Here is an 18,606-nt window from a genome sequence, read left to right on the forward strand (position 1 = left end):
CTCCCCCGCCGTCACCAGCCTAGCGAGTGGAGAGATGCGTGTGGATGCTCTGTGCGAGCACGGGGCCGATGCCTTGGACCTCTTCGATCTCCCCCGGCTGCGCCGCACGCAGCGCGGTGACCGAACCGAAGTGCTTGAGCAGCACCTTGATGCGGGCAGCGCCGAGCCCTGGGACCTCGGCGAGGATCGTCGTGATGTCATTGCGCCGGCGCTTGCGCTGGTGCGTGATCGCGAAACGATGCGCCTCGTCGCGGAGACGCTGGAGAAGGTACAGGGACTCGCTCGTGCGCGGGAGGATCACCGGGAAGTCCTCGCCGGGCAGCCAGATCTCCTCCAGGCGCTTGGCGATGCCGCAGACCGCGATCTCGGTGTGCCCCGAGTCGCGGAGCGCCCGTGCGGCGGCTTCCACCTGCGGCTGACCTCCGTCGACGAGCAGGAGCTGCGGCGGGTACGCGAAACGCGGCTTCCTGCGCCCGGTCGTCTCCTCACCCTCGGTGTCCTCCAGAGGCTCCGGCCTGTCGAGGTAGGCGAGGCGCCTGGTGAGCACCTGGTACATCGAGTCGGTGTCGTCGGTCGTCTCTGCGATGTTGAACGAGCGGTACTGGTCCTTGCGTGGGAGGCCGTCCTCGAAGACGACCATCGACGCCACGACGTTCGTGCCGCTCAGATGCGAGATGTCGTAGCACTCGATGCGCAGCGGAGCATCCGCCATTCCCAGGGCGTCCTGCAGATCGGTGAGCGCCTGCGTGCGGGCGACGTAGTCGCTGGTGCGTCTGGTCTTGTGCCTGATCAGCGCTTGCTGCGCGTTCAGCGTCGCCGTGCGCATGAGGTCGGCACGCTGCCCTCGCTGAGCGACGGCGATCTCGACCTTCTTGCCGCGGCGCTCTCTGAGCCAGAGCTCCAGCTCCGCCGCGTCGTCGGGCAGCGTCGGCACCAGGATGCGGCGGGGCACGTCCTGGGCATCGCCGTAGGCGCGCTGCAGCACCTGATCGACGAGTTCCGCACCGGAGATGTCGATCTCCTTGTCGAGCGCCAGCGCCCTGACGCCTCGCACCCGACCGCCTCTGATGACGAAGTGCTGCACAGCCGCCGACAGCTCGTCCTCCGCGATCCCGAACAGGTCGGCGTCCTCGTCGGGCGAGAGCACGAGAGCGCTCTTGCCGAGCACGGCCTCGATCGCGGAGAGCCGGTCGCGGTACTTCGCCGCGGCCTCGTAGTCCATGGCTGCGGATGCGGCGAGCATCCTCGCGGTCAGGTCCTTCGTGAACCGTTCATCGCCCCCGGCCATGAAGGCGACGAAGTCGTCGACCATGGCACGGTGCTCCTCGATCGTGACCGTCATCGAGCACGGTCCGCCGCACTTGCCGATCTGCCCGGGGAAGCAGGGACGCCCCGTCTGCATGGCGCGCTTGTAACTGGCGTCGCTGCACGTGCGGATGGGGAAGACCTTGATCATCAGGTCGATCGTGTCGTGCACGGCCCACACCTTGGGGTACGGACCGAAGTAGCGCGCGCCGGCGATCTTGCGGTTGCGGGTCACGATCACGCGAGGAGCTTCGTCTCCGAGGGTCACCGCCATGAAGGGGTAGGACTTGTCGTCCTTGTAGCGCACGTTGAAGGGCGGATCGAACTCCTTGATCCACATGTACTCCAGCTGCAGGGAGTCCACGTCGGTCGACACGACCGTCCACTCCACCGACGCCGCCGTCGTCACCATCCGCCTGGTGCGCTCATGCAGGGTGCGCAGCGGGGCGAAGTAGTTCGAGAGACGCTGGCGCAGGTTCTTCGCCTTGCCGACGTAGAGCACGCGCCCCTCCGCATCGCGGAACCTGTACACGCCGGGGTCGGTGGGGATCTCACCGGTCCGCGGCTTGTACGGCAGCACGTCGGCCATCAGCTGGCCTTCCGAGCCGCCCGCCCGTCGCCGAGGATCTCCGCGAGGAACTGACCGGTGTGGCTCTCCTCGACGCGGGCGATCTGCTCCGGCGTGCCGACCGCGAGGATCTCACCACCGCCCGAGCCGCCCTCGGGGCCGAGGTCGATGACCCAGTCCGCCGACTTGATGACGTCGAGGTTGTGCTCGATGACGATGACCGTGTTGCCCTTGTCGACGAGTCCGTTCAGCACCTCGAGGAGCTTGCGGACGTCTTCGAAGTGCAGACCTGTCGTCGGCTCGTCGAGCACGTAGATGCTGCGTCCGTTGCTGCGACGCTGGAGCTCGGTCGCGAGCTTCACGCGCTGCGCTTCGCCGCCCGACAGGGTGGTCGCGGACTGCCCCAGCCGCACGTAGCCGAGGCCGACGTCGACCAGCGTCTTCATGTAGCGGTGGATCGCCTGGATCGGCTCGAAGAACTCGGCGGCCTCGGCGATCGGCATCTCGAGCACCTCGGCGATGTTCTTGCCCTTGTAGTGCACGGCCAGGGTGTCGCGGTTGTACCGCTTGCCGTGGCACACCTCGCAGTCGACGTAGACGTCGGGGAGGAAGTTCATCTCGATCTTGATCGTGCCGTCGCCAGAGCAGGCGTCACAGCGTCCGCCCTTGACGTTGAAGCTGAAGCGCCCGGGCTGGTAGCCGCGCACCTTCGCCTCCGGCGTCTCGCTGAACAGCGTGCGGATGCGGTCGAACACGCCCGTGTAGGTCGCCGGGTTCGACCGCGGGGTGCGCCCGATCGGCGCCTGGTCGACATGCACGACCTTGTCGAGGTTGTCGAGGCCGGAGACGCGGGTGTGCTTGCCGGGGACCGTGCGCGCTCCGTTGAGTCGCGAGGCGAGCACCTGGTACAGGATGTCGTTGACGAGCGACGACTTCCCCGAACCGCTCACACCCGTCACGGCGGTGAGGAGGCCGAGCGGGAAGTCGGCGTTCACGTTCTTGAGGTTGTTCTCCCGCGCTCCGACGACGCTCAGCATCCGCTTCTTGTCGATCTTGCGGCGCTTCTTCGGGGCGGGGATCTCGCGGCGTCCGGAGAGGTACTCCCCCGTCATCGACGCGGACTCGCTCAGCAGCGCGGAGTACGGCCCGGAGTGGACGACCTCTCCTCCGTTGACGCCGGCGCCGGGGCCGATGTCGACGACCCAGTCGGCCGCCTCGATGGTCTCTTCATCGTGCTCGACGACGATGAGGGTGTTGCCGAGATCGCGGAGCTTGAGCAGCGTGTCGATGAGCCGGCGGTTGTCGCGCTGGTGCAGTCCGATGGACGGCTCGTCGAGCACGTACAGCACGCCGGTGAGGCCGGAGCCGATCTGCGTCGCGAGCCGGATGCGCTGCGCCTCGCCGCCGGAGAGCGACCCTGCGGATCGGCTCAGGTTGAGGTACGAGAGACCGACCTGCAGCAGGAAGTCGAGGCGGAGACGGATCTCGCGCAGCACCTGCGCGGCGATCTTCGCCTCGCGGTCGGTGAGTGTGAGCGTGCCCATGAACTCACGCGCATCGGCGAGGCTGAGGTGCGAGACCTCGGCGATCGAGTGTCCGTGCACCTGCACCGCGAGAACCTCGGGCTTGAGGCGGTTGCCGTCGCACACCGGGCACGGCACCTCGCGGAGGTACTCGCCCCAGCGGGCCCGCTGCGTGTCGGACTCCGCCTGCGCGTACTGCCGCTCGATGTAGGGCACGACGCCCTCGAATCCGGAGGCGTAGCGCATCTCGCGGCCGTACCGGTTCTTCCACTTGACCGTGACCTTGTAGTTCTCACCGCGGAGGATCGCATCCTGCACGTCGACGCGCAGATCCTGCCATGGTGTGTCGAGCGAGAAGTTGAGGTCGGAGGCGAGCCCCTCGAGAAGCCGCTCGTAGTACTGGAACAGCCCCTTGCCCTGCGTGGTCCAGGGGATGATGGCGCCCTCGCGGATCGAGAGCTCCTCGTCGCCGAGCATCAGATCGATGTCGACCGACATGCGCGTGCCGAGACCCGAGCACGCGGGGCACGCGCCGAACGGCGCGTTGAACGAGAAGGTCCGCGGCTCGATCTCGGTGAGCGTGATCGCGTGGCCGTTGGGGCATGCGAGCTTCTCCGAGAACGACTGCCAGGCGTCGTCGCCCTCCTCGTCGACGAAGTTGACCTGCACGACCCCGCCGGCGAGACCGAGGGCGGTCTCTACGGAGTCCGTGACGCGGCCGAGGATGTCATCGGCGGCCACGAGGCGGTCGACGACGACGGCGATGTCGTGCTTGTAGCTCTTCTTCAGCGTGGGCGGCTCGGCGAGCTGGATCAGGTCGCCGTCGACGATCGCGCGCGAGTAGCCCTTGGCCCCCAGCTCGCGGAACAGGTCGACGAACTCGCCCTTCTTCTGCGAGACGACCGGCGCGACGATCTGATAGCGGGTGCGCTCGGGGAGCTCCATGAGCTGGTCGGCGATCTGCTGCACGGTCTGACGCTGGATCTTCTCTCCGCACTCCGGGCAGTGCGGGATGCCGATGCGCGCCCACAGCAGACGCATGTAGTCGTAGATCTCGGTGATCGTGCCCACGGTGGAGCGCGGGTTGCGGTTGGTCGACTTCTGGTCGATCGACACCGCGGGGCTCAGCCCCTCGATGAAGTCGACGTCTGGGCGGTCCACCTGCCCGAGGAACTGGCGCGCGTACGCGCTCAGCGATTCGACGTAGCGGCGCTGCCCCTCTGCGAAGATCGTGTCGAACGCGAGGCTGGACTTCCCGGAGCCGGACAGGCCGGTGAACACGACGAGGGAGTCGCGCGGGATGTCGATGTCGACGTTCTTGAGGTTGTGCACGCGGGCACCGCGAACACTGAGTTTTCCTGGGGTTGCAACCGGGACGATAGGCACCGGTCAAGTCTACGAGGGGCCACGGACATCGGCTCCGCCGGCGGCCTCGGTGCGCTCCTCCTCCGTGGCGGGGCACCGCCGACGGCTAGGCCCCGGACAGCTCCGTGACGCGCCGACCCGCGAAGGCCGACAGGCCGTCTCTCAAGACGGACACCTGCGAGATGTCCATGTCGACGGCGGCCATGACCTGATGCGGAACGTCGAGGGCCCGTTCCCGCAGCGCGGCGCCGGCATCCGTCAGCGCGATCTCCAGCCGCCTCTCGTCCTGCGGGCTGCGCTGTCGGGTGACGAGTCCGTCCGCCTCGAGGCGCTTGACCAGCGGCGACGCGGTGGCCGGCTCCATGGCGAGATCGGCGGCGAGGTCGGCGAGGGTGCGAGGCGCCCGCTCCCAGAGCGCGAGCATGACGAGATACTGCGGGTGCGTGAGGCCGAGGGGCTCGAGGATCGGACGGTAGATCGCCACCACGTTGCGCGCGGCCGTGACCACGGCGAAGCACAGTTGGTTCTCGAGCTTGAGCAGGTCATCGGATGCCGTCACGGCTCCGAGTATACATAGGCACTAATAGTTAGTACACTAATGAACATGGCAACGAACTCCGACCGCGCTCCCCTTCGCACCCGTATCCGCGAGGCGGGCGGTCTCTACGCCTGGTTCAACACGAACCTGATCCGCTTCGCCGGCCCCGCCTCGGTGGGCCCGTACGAGAAGACGCCGCCGCCCAGCGCCGCCGAACGCGCCGAACGTGCGTGCCCGCTGTGCGGCGCGCCGATGACGGAGCACGAGATCGACCGCTCGGGCCCGAAGCCCCTCATGCACTGCCCCTGAACTCGCGCGGCCTCTCACACGACGGCGCGTTCATGGGCGACCCGCCGAGTCCTCCCTGGCGGCGTCGATCCAGAACATGAGCGCGTCGTCATCGGCCACGGTGGCGGCGTCGACGTCCAGCCAGCTCGCACTCATCGTCTTGGCGCCCATCACGGCCCTGGCGACTCCCGGCCTCACCGCCAGCGCGGCGCCCTGCTCCTCCGACACCCGCACCAGCAGCACCCCGCCCTTGCGCGCACCCACCAGGATGCGGCCGTCCATCAGGAAAGCCCGGCTTCCGAACATCCGCTTCTCCTCGATCGACGGATCCGCTCCCATGAGCGCACGGATGCGATCGGCGAGCTCTTCTCCTGCCGCGTCCATCGCGTGCCTCTCCTCGTCGAGCCGGTGAGAGGCCGTGCCCTCTCGCGCTCTGTCCAGATCTCCGCCGATCAGGCGTGTCCGGCGCGCTCCATGGCGCGCAGCTCCTTCTTCAGATCCTGCACCTCATCGCGAAGTCGCCCGGCGAGCTCGAACTTCAGCTCTCCAGCGGCGGCCAGCATCTGATCGGAGAGATCCTGGATGGTCGCCTCCAACTGCAGCGCTCCTTCGGCCGCGATGCCCGTGCGTCGCAGGTTCGGCGTCGGCGACTTGCCCTTGCCCGTGGCACGTCCTCGACTCGACATCATGTCGGCCGTGTCGGCCCCCTCGCGGGCGAGCACCTCGGTGATGTCGGCGATCCGCTTGCGCAGCGGCTGCGGATCGATCCCGTGCTCGGTGTTGTACGCGATCTGCTTGTCGCGGCGCCGATCGGTCTCCTCGATCGCCTTGGCCATCGAGTCGGTCATGTTGTCGGCGTACATGTGCACCTCGCCGGAGACGTTGCGGGCTGCGCGCCCGATCGTCTGGATCAGGGAGGTCCCCGAGCGGAGGAAACCCTCCTTGTCGGCATCGAGGATCGCGACCAGCGACACCTCTGGCAGGTCGAGACCCTCGCGAAGAAGGTTGATGCCGACCAGCACGTCGTAGACGCCCGCCCTGAGCTCGCTGAGCAGCTCCACTCGTCGGAGCGTGTCGACGTCGGAGTGCAGATAGCGCACGCGGACCCCGTGCTCGCCCAGGAAGTCGGTGAGCTCCTCGGCCATCTTCTTGGTGAGGGTGGTGACGAGGACGCGCTCGTCCTTCTGGGCGCGGATCCTGATCTCCTCGAGGAGGTCGTCGATCTGCCCCTTCGACGGCTTCACGATGATGTGCGGGTCGACGAGTCCGGTGGGGCGGATGATCTGCTCGACCACGCCGTCGGCGATGCCCATCTCGTACTTGCCCGGGGTCGCCGAGAGGTAGACGGTCTGACCGATGCGGTTCTTGAACTCGTCCCACCGCAGCGGCCTGTTGTCCATGGCGCTCGGAAGACGGAAGCCATGATCGACGAGCGTGCGCTTGCGCGAGGCGTCGCCCTCGTACATCGCGCCGATCTGCGGCACGGTGACGTGCGACTCGTCGATCACCAGGAGGAAGTCGTCGGGGAAGAAGTCGAGCAGAGTGTGCGGCGGCTCCCCGGCCTCGCGCCCGTCCATGTGGCGCGAGTAGTTCTCGATGCCGGAGCAGAATCCGAGCTGCTGCAGCATCTCGAGGTCGAAGGTCGTCCGCATGCGCAGGCGCTGGGCCTCGAGGAGCTTGCCCTGCTTCTCGAACTCGGCGAGCCGCTCCTCCAGCTCCGCCTCGATCGTGCCGATGGAGCGCTGGATGACGTCGGTGCCGGCGACGTAGTGGGATGCGGGGAAGATCGGCACGGCGTCGAGCTTCTCGATGACCTCGCCCGTGAGCGGATGCAGGGAGTACAGCGCCTCGATCTCGTCGCCGAAGAGCTCGATGCGGATCGCGTGCTCCTCGTACACGGGGATGATCTCGATCGTGTCTCCGCGGACCCGGAAGTTGCCGCGGGAGAAGTCGACGTCATTGCGGTTGTACTGCATCGCGATGAACTGGCGGATCAGGGCGTCGCGGTCGTAGCGCTCCCCCACCTGCAGGGCGACCATGGCACGGAGGTACTCCTCCGGAGCGCCGAGGCCGTAGATGCACGACACGGTCGACACGACGACGACGTCGCGACGGCTGAGCAGCGAGTTCGTCGTCGAGTGCCGCAGCCGCTCGACCTCGGAGTTGATCGACGAGTCCTTCTCGATGAAGGTGTCCGTCTGCGGCACGTAGGCCTCTGGCTGGTAGTAGTCGTAGTACGAGACGAAGTACTCGACGGCGTTGTTGGGCATGAGCTCGCGGAACTCGTTGGCGAGCTGCGCTGCGAGCGTCTTGTTGTGCGCCAGCACGAGAGTCGGACGCTGCACCTGCTCGATGAGCCACGCCGTCGTGGCCGACTTTCCGGTGCCTGTTGCGCCGAGCAGCACGATGTCGGTCTCGCCCGCGTTGATCCGCGCGGCGAGGTCGGCGATCGCCTTCGGCTGATCACCGGCCGGGACGTACTCGCTGATGACCTCGAACGGACGGACACTGCGCGTGGGTTGCATACCTCCAGCGTAGGCGGGACCACGGACATCGAGGCCGGCTCCGCCTAGTCTGAGGGGGTGATCGAGTTCGTCATCGGCACCAGCCTCGCGGCATCCGCCGGCCTCAACGCCTGGATGCCGCTGTTCCTGCTCGGTCTCGCCGACCGCGTGCTGCCGGCGGTGCAGCTCCCACCCACCTGGTCGTGGCTGTCGGGCGATCTCGCGCTGTGGATCATCGGTGCGCTCCTGCTGCTCGAGATCGTGGCCGACAAGATCCCCGCGCTCGACTCGGTCAACGACGTCGTCCAGAGCATCCTGCGGCCTGCGGCTGGCGGCATCGCGTTCGGCGCCGGCTCCAGCGCGCAGACGATCGCCGTCGACGACCCCGCGTCCTTCTTCTCCGAGAACACCTGGGTCCCCGTCGTCGTCGGCATCGCGATCGCGCTCGTCGTCCACGTCGTCAAGGCCACGGCGCGCGTCGCCGCGAACGCCACGACCGGAGGACTCGCCGCGCCCGTCCTCAGCACCGCAGAGGACGGAGCCTCCTTCGCCCTCGCGGCCGCCGCCATCGTGATCCCCGTCCTCTCAGGGGTGCTGCTCGTCGGGCTGATCGTGGTCATCGTGGCGGCGGTGAGGCGCCGCGTACGGCGCCGACGGGAGCGCTCGGATCAGTCCGCCGGGCGCGCCCACACGTAGGGCGTCGTGGTCGAGACCTTCACGAATCCCGACCTCTCCAGGATCGGGCGGGAGAACTCCGTCGAGTCCGACTGCAGGTAGCGGACGCCGCGGGCCAGAGCGGATCGGGCCCGCTCGGCGGTGAGCGCGCGATAGATGCCGCGGCCCCGCCACTCCTCGAGGGTCGAGCCGCCCCACAGACCGGCGAACTCGGTGCCGGCGACGGGCTCCAACCGCCCCGCGCTGACCACCTCGCCGTCGACGACCGCGATCCACAGCTCCACCGTGTCGTCGACGCGCATGCGTTCGATCAGCGACTCGGCGCGCGAGCGCCAGTCCCCATCATCGAAGACGCGCCCCTGCATCTCGCCGGCGGCGAGCACCTCGTCCTCCGAGAGCGCGCGGCGGATCCTCACCTCACTGGGGATGACGACGTCCTGAGCGAGCAGAGCGGCCTCGCCGATCATGATCGACTCCGGCTCCTCCGGCACGAATCCCGCCGCGAGCAGGGCCTCATGGAGACCGGGGGCCGTGTCGTGCCCTCGGGTCTTCCACTCCACCTCCGCGACCTGCGCCCTGTCGGCGAAGTGCGCGAGCGCTCCCTCCACCAGCTCGCGGATGCCGTCGGCATCCGCTCCCCCGAGGTCCGCGTACGTGATGAAGCCTCGCCCGCCGTGGAAGGTCGCGAGGCTCAGCGGTCCGAGCTGCACGACCCGCTCCGCGTGCGCGGTCTCCGGCCCTGTGCGGAGCTGGCGGTCGTAGGCGTCGAGATACTGCGTCTGCATGTCTCCATGCTCGCAGAGGATCGCGGTCAGGGCCGACCCGTCGGCGTCGCCCTGAGCGCTGCCACCGCGGCCGACGCCGCCAGCGCGCACATGGACACGACGGCGACGATGAACCATCCCCACGCGACCGCTCCGAACACCAGCCCGAGCGCCCAGCCGAACAGGCTCGATCCGGCGTAGTAGGCGAAGTAGTACAGGGACGACGCCTGTGCTCTGCTCTCCGCTCCCGCAGCGACCGGGGTCCATCCGGAGGCGATCGCGTGCGCGCCGAAGAAGCCGGCCGTGAACAGGAGGAGGCCCGCGAGCACGATCGCCGCGGAGGGCGCGAGCATCAGCAGAGCGCCGACCGCCATGACCGCGATCGAGAGGACGAGCACGGGGAAACGGCCGATCCTGGCCGCCCACGACCCCGCCCACGGCGAGGAGACGGTGCCGGCCAGATAGGCGAGGAACAGGAGCGTCACGAGCCACGCCGGCAGGGAGAAGGGGGCGGCCGAGAGGTGGAACCCGAGGTAGTTGTACACCGCGACGAATGCGCCCATCAGCAGGAAGCCCTGCGCATACAGAGCCCACTGCCGCGAGGAGCGCAGCGGCGATCGGAGACGCTCGAGGATGCCGGGACCGCGCTCGCTGCGCAGCCTCCCCGGAACGAAGCCGCGCGCACGGGGTGTGAGCCAGAGGAACAGCACCGCAGCCCCGGCGCACACCGCGGCGACCGCCCAGACGCCGGCTCGCCAGCCCGCGACCTCACCGACGGTTCCCGACACGATGCGCCCGAGCAGGCCGCCGACGGTGGTGCCGGCGATGTAGCTCCCGGCCGCGGCCGCCGCATGACGGGGCTCGACCTCCTCGCTGAGATAGGCGAGGGCGACAGCGGGCACGGCGCCCAGCGCCAGTCCCTCCGCGAATCGCAGAGTCAGGAGCAGCACGATCCCGTCGCTCAGGGGAGCCAGGAGCCCGAGCGCGGTGGCGGTGAGGACGCCGATCGCCATGGCCGGCACCCGCCCGATGCGATCCGCCACGGATGACCACGGGATCACCGCGACGGCGAGCCCGAGGGTGGCGGCCGACACGGTGATCGCCGCGGTCGCGGGGCTCACCTCGAGGTCGACGGAGATGAGCGGAAGGACGGCCTGAGCGGAGTACAGCTGCGCGAAGGTCGCGATCCCGGCGAAGAACAGGCCGATGATGAGACGCCGGTACTCGCGCGTCCCGGGGACGTGGCCGGAGAAGGTCACTTCGCGCGGATCCGCTCCCAGAGCGCGTCCGTCTGCTCCTCGGTGTGCGCGAGGTCGCCGGCGGTGTCGATCACGACGTCGGCGATGGCGAGACGCCGATCGTCGGATGCCTGCGCATCGATCCGCTCCTGCGCCGCGCGCTCGTCCATCCCGCGCAGCTCGACGAGCCTCTGCCTGCGGACGGATGCCGGCGCGTGGGCGACGACGATCAGATCCCAGGGATCGTCCGGCCGCGCCTCCACGAGAAGCGGCACGTCGTAGACCACGACGGCATCCGGATCCGCGGCGAGGGCTTCCTCGAACCGGCGCCGGGACTCGGCGCCCACCGCGGGGTGGACGATCGCGTTCAGCTTCGCGAGGAGCACCGGGTCTCCGAACACCTTCGCCCCGAGGGCGGGGCGGTCGAGTGATCCGTCCGCCCCGATGACCTCTTCGCCGAAGGCCTCCTCGATGCCCCGCAGCACGGGTGAGCCCGGCGCCTGCACGTCGCGCACGATCTGATCGGCGTCGACGACCACCGCGCCCTTCTCGGCGAGACGACGGGCGATGGTCGACTTTCCGGACGCGATTCCGCCGGTGAGCGCGATGAGGGGCATGACGTCCATCCTCGCACCTGTCGAGCGCCGGTCGGCCCGATACGCGGAACGGGCCGCCACCTCGAAAGGTGACGGCCCGTTCCTGAGCGAAATGCTTACGCGTTGCCGCCCGAGAGCTTCTCGCGCAGAGCCGCGAGAGCCTCGTCGTCAGCAAGCGTGCCCGCGCCGGCGGACTCGCTGGAGAAGGACTGGCCACCGAAGTCGGCACCGGCCTCCGCCTCCGCCTCGGCCGCCTTGGCGACCTGAGCCTTGTGAGCCTCCCAGCGGGACTGAGCAGCTGCGTACTCCTGCTCCCATGCCTCGCGCTGAGCGTCGAAGCCTTCCTTCCACGCACCGGTCTCGGCGTCGAAGCCCTCCGGGTACTTGTACTCGCCGTTCTCGTCGTACTCCGCGAGCATGCCGTACAGCGCCGGGTCGAACTCGGTGCCGTTGGGGTCGACCGACTCGTTGGCCTGCTTGAGCGACAGCGAGATGCGGCGACGCTCGAGGTCGATGTCGATGACCTTGACGAAGACCTCTTCGCCGACGGAGACGACCTGCTCGGCCAGCTCGACGTGCTTGCTGGAGAGCTCGGAGATGTGGACGAGGCCCTCGATGCCGTCTGCGACGCGCACGAACGCACCGAACGGAACGAGCTTGGTGACCTTACCCGGCGTGACCTGACCGATCGCGTGGGTGCGGGCGAAGACCTGCCACGGGTCCTCCTGCGTCGCCTTCAGCGACAGGGAGACGCGCTCGCGGTCGAGGTCGACCTCGAGGATCTCGACGGTGACCTCCTGGCCGACCTCGACGACCTCGGAGGCGTGCTCGATGTGCTTCCAGGACAGCTCGGAGACGTGCACGAGGCCGTCCACGCCGCCCAGGTCGACGAACGCGCCGAAGTTGACGATCGAGGACACGACACCCTTGCGGACCTGACCCTTGTGCAGGTTGTTCAGGAACGTGGTGCGCGACTCCGACTGCGTCTGCTCGAGCAGCGCGCGGCGGCTGAGGACGACGTTGTTGCGGTTCTTGTCGAGCTCGAGGATCTTCGCCTCGATCTCCTGACCCAGGTAGGGCGTGAGGTCGCGGACGCGACGCAGCTCGATGAGCGAGGCCGGGAGGAAGCCACGGAGGCCGATGTCGACGATGAGGCCGCCCTTGACGACCTCGATGACGGTACCGGTGACGACGCCGTCGTTCTCCTTGATCTTCTCGACGTCTCCCCAGGCGCGCTCGTACTGCGCACGCTTCTTGGAGAGGATCAGACGGCCTTCCTTGTCCTCCTTCTGGAGAACGAGAGCCTCGACCTCGTCGCCGACCTTGACGACCTCGTTGGGGTCGACGTCGTGCTTGATGGAGAGCTCGCGCGAGGGGATGACACCCTCGGTCTTGTACCCGACGTCGAGCAGAACCTCATCGCGGTCGATCTTGACGATCGTGCCTTCGATGATGTCGCCGTCGTTGAAGAACTTCAGGGTCTTCTCGACCGCGGCCAGGAAGTCCTCAGCAGATCCGATGTCGTTGATGGCGACCTGCTTGGTGGCCGGGGCGGTCGTTGCGGTAGTCATGTAGTGGGTTGTCCTTGTTGAATGGAGACTCGGGCTGCGGGGCAACGGACGCGCACGTCCGACAGCATGCTTCGCAGCGGTTGGATTTTGATTGCCTTGCCACGAGGGCATGCATAGGCACGCCACGAGTGACACTTCAGGCTATCAGACATCTCGGACGCCCGGAGAACGGATTCCGGTCCGTTACCTCTATGCGCGAGGGACGAGCGCGAGCACGATCGACTCGCCGTCCTCCCCCGTGTAGCCGGCCAGCGTGAGCGCGGCGTCGGGAGCGACGTCCGGCGCGTCCACGAAGGTGATCCGCGGCACGAGGTCCATCGTGCACACGCCGTCCTTCGGCTCGTCGAGGGTGAGCACGCTCCCCTCGACGGCTCCGGACTCCGGCACGCAGGTCGAGGAGCCCCAGGTGAGGACCGCGAGCTCCCCCTCCCCGATCCACGCGGCGGCGGGGAGCTGCGACGGCATCCTGTCCGCCGGCGCGATCTCACCCTGGGGAAGTCCGGGGAGCTCGATCAGCGTGGCCTCGCCGCCGTGCTGCGTGACCGCGATCGTGAGCGGCTTCGAGGAGTCGAGTCCGGCGGGGACTCCGAGGTACGTGCCGTGGGTCGTCGACGACGTCTCCGAATCGGCGCACGCGCCCTCGGCAGGAGCGGTGAGAGTCACCTCGATGCGCTGCTCCCGGGTGACGAGATCGCTGATCTCCGGTGCGCATCCGTCTCCCCGCGTCGCGATCACGAAGGAGGAGGCGTCCAGCCACGCCGCGCGCGGGGCGTCCTCGGGGCTGATCTTCGACGACTGGCCGTCCGGAGTGCTCGGCTGATGCGTGGGCGCAGCGCCGGGCGCCGACGCGCAGCCCGAGACGAATGCGGCGAGGACGAGCGCTGCGACGACGGACAGGATACGGGCGGAGGTCTTCATACCCATCTGGTGTGTCGCGGCCCGCGATCGTCTCGCATCGTTGTCCGCGCCGCATGCAAGACTGTGCTCCGTGACCGATCGTCTGATGCTGCTCGACACCGCCTCTCTCTACTTCCGCGCGTTCTACGGCGTGCCCGACAAGGTCACCGCTCCCGACGGCTCCCCCATCAACGCCGCCCGCGGCCTGCTCGACATCATCGCGAAGCTGATCACCCTCTACGAGCCGACGCACATCGTCGCCTGCTGGGACGACGACTGGCGCCCGCAGTGGCGTGTCGACCTCATTCCGAGTTACAAGACGCACCGCGTCGTCGAGGTCGTGGCAGCGGGCCCCGACGTCGAAGAGATCCCCGACCCGCTCGAGGCGCAGATCCCGCTCATCCGCGAGACCCTCGGGCTCCTCGGCATCCCGATCGTGGGGGTCGCCGCGCACGAGGCCGACGACGTGATCGGCACCCTCGCCACCAAGTCCGCCATCCCGGTCGACATCGTGACCGGTGACCGCGACCTGTTCCAGCTCGTCGACGACGGCAGGGACGTCCGCGTCATCTACACGGCGCGCGGCATGAGCAACCTCGAGATCGTGACCGATGCCGTCGTCGTGGCGAAGTACGGCGTCCTCCCCTCGCAGTACGCCGATTTCGCGACGATGCGCGGCGACGCCTCCGACGGTCTCCCCGGCGTCGCCGGAGTCGGCGAGAAGACGGCGGCGACGCTGCTGCAGGCGCACGGCGACCTCGACGGCATCCGCGCGGCGGCTGAGGCTGGCGAAGGCATGAGCGCCGGCGTCCGAGCCAAGGTCCTCGCGGCGTCCGCCTACCTCGACGTCGCCCCCACCGTGGTCGAGGTGGCCAGGTCCCTCGACGTCGAGCCGCCGACGGATCCCCTGCGACCGCTCGACCCCGCGGAGGAGGATGCGGCGTCCGCCATCGCGGAGAAGTGGAACCTCGGCGGGTCGATGACGCGCGCGGTCGCCGCCGTCGCGACGATGTCGCGCTGACTCAGTCGGCCCAGGCGAGCAGCCGCTCGAGGCCCCAGGTGGTGACGATCCGACTCGCGGGGACACCTGCCCGCTCCGCACGCAGAGCGCCGTGGTCGAGCAGCGACAGCTGACCGGGCGCGTGCGCATCGGAGTCGATGGAGAACAGGCACCCCGCCTCCAGCGCGATCGAGATCAGCTCGTCCGGGGGATCCTGTCGTTCCGGTCGCGAGTTGATCTCGACGGCGACGCCGTTCTCCGCGCACGCGGCGAAGACGGCCGCGGCGTCGAACGAGGACGGCGGTCTGGTTCCGCGCTCGCCTTCCACGAGTCGCCCCGTGCAGTGGCCCAGCACGTTCACCCGCGGGTGCGAGACGGCGGCGATCATCCTCGCGGTCATCGGCCGCGCTTCCATCCGCAGTTTCGAGTGGACCGAGGCGACCACGATGTCGAGCTCACCGAGGAGGGAGTCCTCCTGGTCCAGCGCGCCGTCCTCGAGGATGTCGACCTCGATGCCCGCGAGGAGCGTGAAGCCCTCTCGCGATTCCGCGCGCACGAGAGGGATCTGCGTCCGGAGACGCTCCGCCGTCAGTCCGCGGGCGACGCGCAGTCGAGGCGAGTGATCGGTGATCGCCTGGTATTCGTGCCCCAGCGCGCGGGCGGCCTCCGCCATCACCGCGATCGGCGTGGTCCCGTCCGACCAGTCCGTGTGCGCGTGCAGGTCGCCGCGAAGCGCGGGTCGGAGCGTCGAGACGATCTCCGGCTCGACCTCTCCCCTGAGCTCCACGAGATACCGCGGAACCGCGCCGGACTGCGCCTCTCTGATCACGCCGAAGGTGGACTCGCCGATCCCCTTCACCGCCCGAAGGCGGGTGGGATCGCCCTTCACGTCATCGGGGAGGCCCTCCAGTGCTGCGGCCGCCACACGGAACGCCTTCGCCCGGTAGCGAGACGCGCGCTCCCTCTCCAGCAGAGAGGCGATCTCGAGCAGCGCGGCGATCGGTTCCACGACGGACCTCAGGCCGAAGCCAGCTCCCGGCTCACGCCGATCCACTCGTCGAGCTTGGCTGCGGCCCGCCCGTCGTCGATGGCGGCCTCCGCGCGCTCGTAGCCCTCGCGCAGCCGCTCGAGGATCGGGCGCTGCACCTGTCCGGCGTCCTGCGACAGTTCGAAGGCGACGATGCCGGCTGCGGCGTTGAGCAGGACGATGTCGCGAACGGCGCCCTTCTCACCCGAGAGAGTGCGGCGCAGGACGTCCGCGTTGTGCTCGGGGGATCCGCCGATGAGGTCGGCGAGCTCGGCGATCGGGATGCCGAGATCGCGCGGGTCGAGGTCGTGCTCGTGGATGTCGCCGCGGGTGACCTCCCAGATCCGACTGTGTCCGGTGGTCGTGAGCTCGTCGAGCCCGTCGTCGCCGCGGAAGACCAGCGCCGTGGCGCCCCGCGTGCGGAACACGCCGGTGATGAGAGGGACGCGCTCCATCTGGGCGACGCCGACCGCGTTGGCTTCGGCGCGCGCAGGGTTGCAGAGGGGTCCGAGCATGTTGAACACGGTCGGCACGCCGAGCTCGGCGCGCACGGGTCCCGCGTGCTTGAAGCCGGGGTGGAACGCCCCGGCCCACGCGAACGTGATGCCCGTGCGATCGAGGATCGAAGCCACGGCGGCGGGGTCGAGCGACAGCTCGAGACCCAGCGCCCCCAGGACGTCCGAGGAACCCGAGGCCGAGCTCGCGGCCCTGTTCCCGTGCTTCACGACCGGGATGCCGGTCGCACCGATGATGATCGCCGCGGTCGTGGAGACGTTCACGGTTCCGACGCGGTCGCCGCCGGTCCCCACGATGTCGAGCACGTTCGGCGACACGGGCAGCGGCACGGCTGCCTCGAGGATGGCATCGCGGAAGCCGACGATCTCGTCGATCGTCTCGCCCTTCGCGCGGAGCGCGACGAGGAAGCCGGCGAGCTGCGCCTGGGTGACGTCGCCCCGCATGATCTGCCGCATCGCCCACGTCGATTCCCAGACGCTGAGATCGCGACGCTCCAGAAGGGTGGTGAGCACATCGGACCAGGTCAGGGATTCAGCCATGTGTGCGATCCTATCGGCGTCGGGAAAACGTGCATGCGGTTCGAGACGATCGCGGATGCCGACGGCATCCGCTGTTTCCCGCGGATTCACCGAGGATTCGCAGTGTTTTCTTAGGGTCCCCTAAGTCTGCGGACGGCAAAACGACGGTCCCCGGTGCAAGAATCACGCTCGCGGATCGGCCATAATGGAATGGTGACGACCTCAGCGACGTATGCCCCGGCGGCGAGAACGATCAAGCGGCCCAACCCGGTAGCTGTCGGAACCATTGTGTGGCTCGGCAGTGAGGTGATGTTCTTCGCGGGACTCTTCGCGATCTACTTCACCCTTCGCAGCACCTCCCCCGAACTGTGGGCGGCGCGCACCGAGCTGCTGAACGTCCCGTACGCACTCGTGAACACCCTCATCCTGGTGTTCTCCTCGATCACCTGCCAGATGGGCGTGTTCGCTGCGGAGGACCTGCAGCCGTACCGCATCGCCAAGGGCGAGAAGAACGCGGCCGGCCGTCGCCGCCTCTTCGGCTGGGGCATGGTCGAGTGGTTCTTCCTCACCTTCGCCCTCGGCGCGATCTTCGTGTCCGGCCAGGTCTGGGAGTACGCGCAGCTCGTCGCAGAGGGCATGCCCATCAGCGCCGACTCCTACGCTTCGGCCTTCTACCTGACGACCGGCTTCCACGCCCTGCACGTCACCGGTGGCCTGATCGCGTTCCTCCTCGTCATCGGCCGCGCGTACGCGGTGAAGAACTTCCGGCACAAGGAGGCGACCTCCTCGATCGTGGTGTCCTACTACTGGCACTTCGTCGACGTCGTCTGGATCGTGCTGTTCATCGTTATCTACTTCCTGAAATAAGAGCGGAGCTGATCCCCGAGATGGCACGAGAGAAGAAGCGCCGTTCGAACGGTCGTCGCAGTCCCCTGGCTGCCGCGGCCCTCATCGGAGCAGGCCTCATGATCACCGGCGCCGTGTACGCCGGAGCGTCGGCGGCGTTCGCTGCGACCGACACCAAGGCTTCCGCGTCCACCACGCTGACCGTCGAAGACGGCGAGAAGCTGTTCCAGGCCAACTGCGCGACCTGCCACGGCCTCGACATGCAGGGCACCGCCAACGGGCCGAGCCTGTACGGCGTGGGCGAGCTGGCCGCTGAGTTCCAGCTGTCGACCGGACGCATGCCGCTGCAGATGCAGGGACCGCAGGCCCCGCAGAAGAAGCCGCAGTTCACGGAGGACCAGATCCTCGCGATCTCGTCCTTCATCCAGTCCGAGGCCCCCGGCCCCACCTTCCCCGAGGACCGCATCCTCGACGGCAAGGGAGACGTCGCGCACGGCGCCGAGCTGTTCCGTGTCAACTGCGCGATGTGCCACAACGTCGCCGCGGCCGGTGGAGCGCTCACCGAGGGCAAGTACGCCCCCGCGCTCACCGAGACCAGCGCGCTGCACATGTACGCGGCCATGGTCACCGGACCCCAGAACATGCCGGTCTTCGGCAACATGAACCTCTCGGACGAGGACAAGCGCGACATCATCTCCGCGCTGCTCTTCCAGCAGCAGTCCGTGCAGGTCGGTGGCGCGACGCTCGGGTCTCTCGGCCCCGTGTCCGAGGGCCTGTTCGTCTGGATCTTCGGCATCGGCGCTCTCGTCGCCATCACCGTGTGGATCACGGCGAAGTCCAACTGACGCTTAATCATCGAAGAGGAAC

At 68.4% G+C, this 18,606-nt stretch carries 17 protein-coding genes; 5 read left to right on the plus strand and 12 right to left on the minus strand.

Annotated elements, in window-relative coordinates; genetic code table 11:
* Positions 1-19 precede the first annotated feature (19 nt).
* From uvrC to ACFY5A_RS16525, 3 genes are all read right to left on the minus strand, one after another.
* Positions 20-1,894, minus strand: coding sequence for an excinuclease ABC subunit UvrC (uvrC, locus tag ACFY5A_RS16515; protein ID WP_341941912.1), 1,875 nt, complete (start codon positions 1,892-1,894; stop codon positions 20-22).
* Positions 1,894-4,782 (minus strand): excinuclease ABC subunit UvrA, encoded by a 2,889-nt coding sequence (gene uvrA, locus ACFY5A_RS16520; protein ID WP_105674409.1) that lies wholly within the window; start codon positions 4,780-4,782, stop codon positions 1,894-1,896. Before uvrA ends, uvrC begins: the two co-directional genes overlap by 1 nt.
* A gap of 85 nt (positions 4,783-4,867) precedes the next feature.
* Positions 4,868-5,320, minus strand: a complete 453-nt coding sequence (locus tag ACFY5A_RS16525) for a MarR family winged helix-turn-helix transcriptional regulator (protein WP_105674407.1) — start codon at positions 5,318-5,320, stop codon at positions 4,868-4,870.
* Positions 5,321-5,365: 45 nt separating this feature from the next.
* Here ACFY5A_RS16525 and ACFY5A_RS16530 point away from each other — a divergent pair, with 45 nt between their 5' ends.
* Positions 5,366-5,608 carry a hypothetical protein gene (locus tag ACFY5A_RS16530; protein WP_105674405.1) on the plus strand — a complete coding sequence of 81 codons (243 nt, stop codon included), beginning with the start codon at positions 5,366-5,368 and terminating at the stop codon, positions 5,606-5,608.
* A 30-nt stretch (positions 5,609-5,638) separates the two neighbouring features.
* Here the strand turns inward: ACFY5A_RS16530 and ACFY5A_RS16535 are convergent, their stop codons facing one another.
* Both ACFY5A_RS16535 and uvrB read right to left on the minus strand, forming a co-directional pair.
* Positions 5,639-5,971 (minus strand): TfoX/Sxy family protein, encoded by a 333-nt coding sequence (locus ACFY5A_RS16535; RefSeq protein ID WP_387235657.1) that lies wholly within the window; start codon positions 5,969-5,971, stop codon positions 5,639-5,641.
* A gap of 68 nt (positions 5,972-6,039) precedes the next feature.
* On the minus strand, positions 6,040-8,112 hold the full coding sequence (gene uvrB / locus ACFY5A_RS16540; protein WP_223586271.1) for an excinuclease ABC subunit UvrB: 2,073 nt from the start codon (positions 8,110-8,112) through the stop codon (positions 6,040-6,042).
* 57 nt (positions 8,113-8,169) lie between these two features.
* Here uvrB and ACFY5A_RS16545 point away from each other — a divergent pair, with 57 nt between their 5' ends.
* Positions 8,170-8,787 (plus strand): DUF4126 domain-containing protein, encoded by a 618-nt coding sequence (locus ACFY5A_RS16545; RefSeq protein ID WP_387235660.1) that lies wholly within the window; start codon positions 8,170-8,172, stop codon positions 8,785-8,787.
* Here the strand turns inward: ACFY5A_RS16545 and ACFY5A_RS16550 are convergent.
* The 5 genes from ACFY5A_RS16550 to ACFY5A_RS16570 all read right to left on the minus strand — a co-directional run bounded on the left by ACFY5A_RS16550 (position 8,760) and on the right by ACFY5A_RS16570 (position 13,853).
* Positions 8,760-9,551: a GNAT family N-acetyltransferase gene (locus ACFY5A_RS16550; RefSeq protein WP_387235663.1), complete on the minus strand. Its 792-nt coding sequence runs from the start codon at positions 9,549-9,551 to the stop codon at positions 8,760-8,762. The two genes, ACFY5A_RS16545 and ACFY5A_RS16550, sit on opposite strands and share 28 nt — an antisense overlap.
* A 26-nt stretch (positions 9,552-9,577) precedes the next feature.
* Positions 9,578-10,789 carry an MFS transporter gene (locus ACFY5A_RS16555; protein WP_105674400.1) on the minus strand — a complete coding sequence of 404 codons (1,212 nt, stop codon included), beginning with the start codon at positions 10,787-10,789 and terminating at the stop codon, positions 9,578-9,580.
* Complete coding sequence (coaE, locus tag ACFY5A_RS16560; RefSeq protein WP_387235666.1) at positions 10,786-11,385, minus strand: dephospho-CoA kinase; 600 nt, start codon at positions 11,383-11,385, stop codon at positions 10,786-10,788. The genes ACFY5A_RS16555 and coaE overlap by 4 nt, the downstream gene beginning before the upstream one ends.
* A 95-nt stretch (positions 11,386-11,480) precedes the next feature.
* Positions 11,481-12,935: a 30S ribosomal protein S1 gene (gene rpsA / locus ACFY5A_RS16565; RefSeq protein ID WP_105674396.1), complete on the minus strand. Its 1,455-nt coding sequence runs from the start codon at positions 12,933-12,935 to the stop codon at positions 11,481-11,483.
* Between the two features lie 189 nt (positions 12,936-13,124).
* Entirely contained in the window at positions 13,125-13,853 is a 729-nt protein-coding gene (locus ACFY5A_RS16570) for a hypothetical protein (protein ID WP_387235669.1), read from the minus strand.
* A 70-nt stretch (positions 13,854-13,923) separates the two neighbouring features.
* Between ACFY5A_RS16570 and ACFY5A_RS16575 the strand changes: the two genes are divergently transcribed.
* Entirely contained in the window at positions 13,924-14,853 is a 930-nt protein-coding gene (locus ACFY5A_RS16575; protein ID WP_387235672.1) for a 5'-3' exonuclease H3TH domain-containing protein, read from the plus strand.
* 1 nt (position 14,854) lies between these two features.
* Here the strand turns inward: ACFY5A_RS16575 and ACFY5A_RS16580 are convergent, their stop codons facing one another.
* A complete protein-coding gene (locus ACFY5A_RS16580) occupies positions 14,855-15,841 on the minus strand; it encodes a PHP domain-containing protein (protein ID WP_105674540.1) in 987 nt (328 codons plus the stop codon).
* An 8-nt stretch (positions 15,842-15,849) separates the two neighbouring features.
* Positions 15,850-16,914, minus strand: coding sequence for an anthranilate phosphoribosyltransferase (gene trpD, locus ACFY5A_RS16585; RefSeq protein ID WP_387235675.1), 1,065 nt, complete (start codon positions 16,912-16,914; stop codon positions 15,850-15,852).
* Positions 16,915-17,103: 189 nt separating this feature from the next.
* Here trpD and ACFY5A_RS16590 point away from each other — a divergent pair, with 189 nt between their 5' ends.
* Together ACFY5A_RS16590 and ACFY5A_RS16595 are read left to right on the plus strand one after the other, a co-directional pair.
* Positions 17,104-17,760: a heme-copper oxidase subunit III gene (locus ACFY5A_RS16590; protein ID WP_341941903.1), complete on the plus strand. Its 657-nt coding sequence runs from the start codon at positions 17,104-17,106 to the stop codon at positions 17,758-17,760.
* A gap of 20 nt (positions 17,761-17,780) precedes the next feature.
* A complete protein-coding gene (locus ACFY5A_RS16595) occupies positions 17,781-18,584 on the plus strand; it encodes a c-type cytochrome (protein WP_105674386.1) in 804 nt (267 codons plus the stop codon).
* Positions 18,585-18,606: the final 22 nt, after the last annotated feature.

This window comes from Microbacterium sp. NPDC012755 (assembly GCF_042901325.1).
GTDB classification, from domain to species: domain Bacteria; phylum Actinomycetota; class Actinomycetes; order Actinomycetales; family Microbacteriaceae; genus Microbacterium; species Microbacterium natoriense.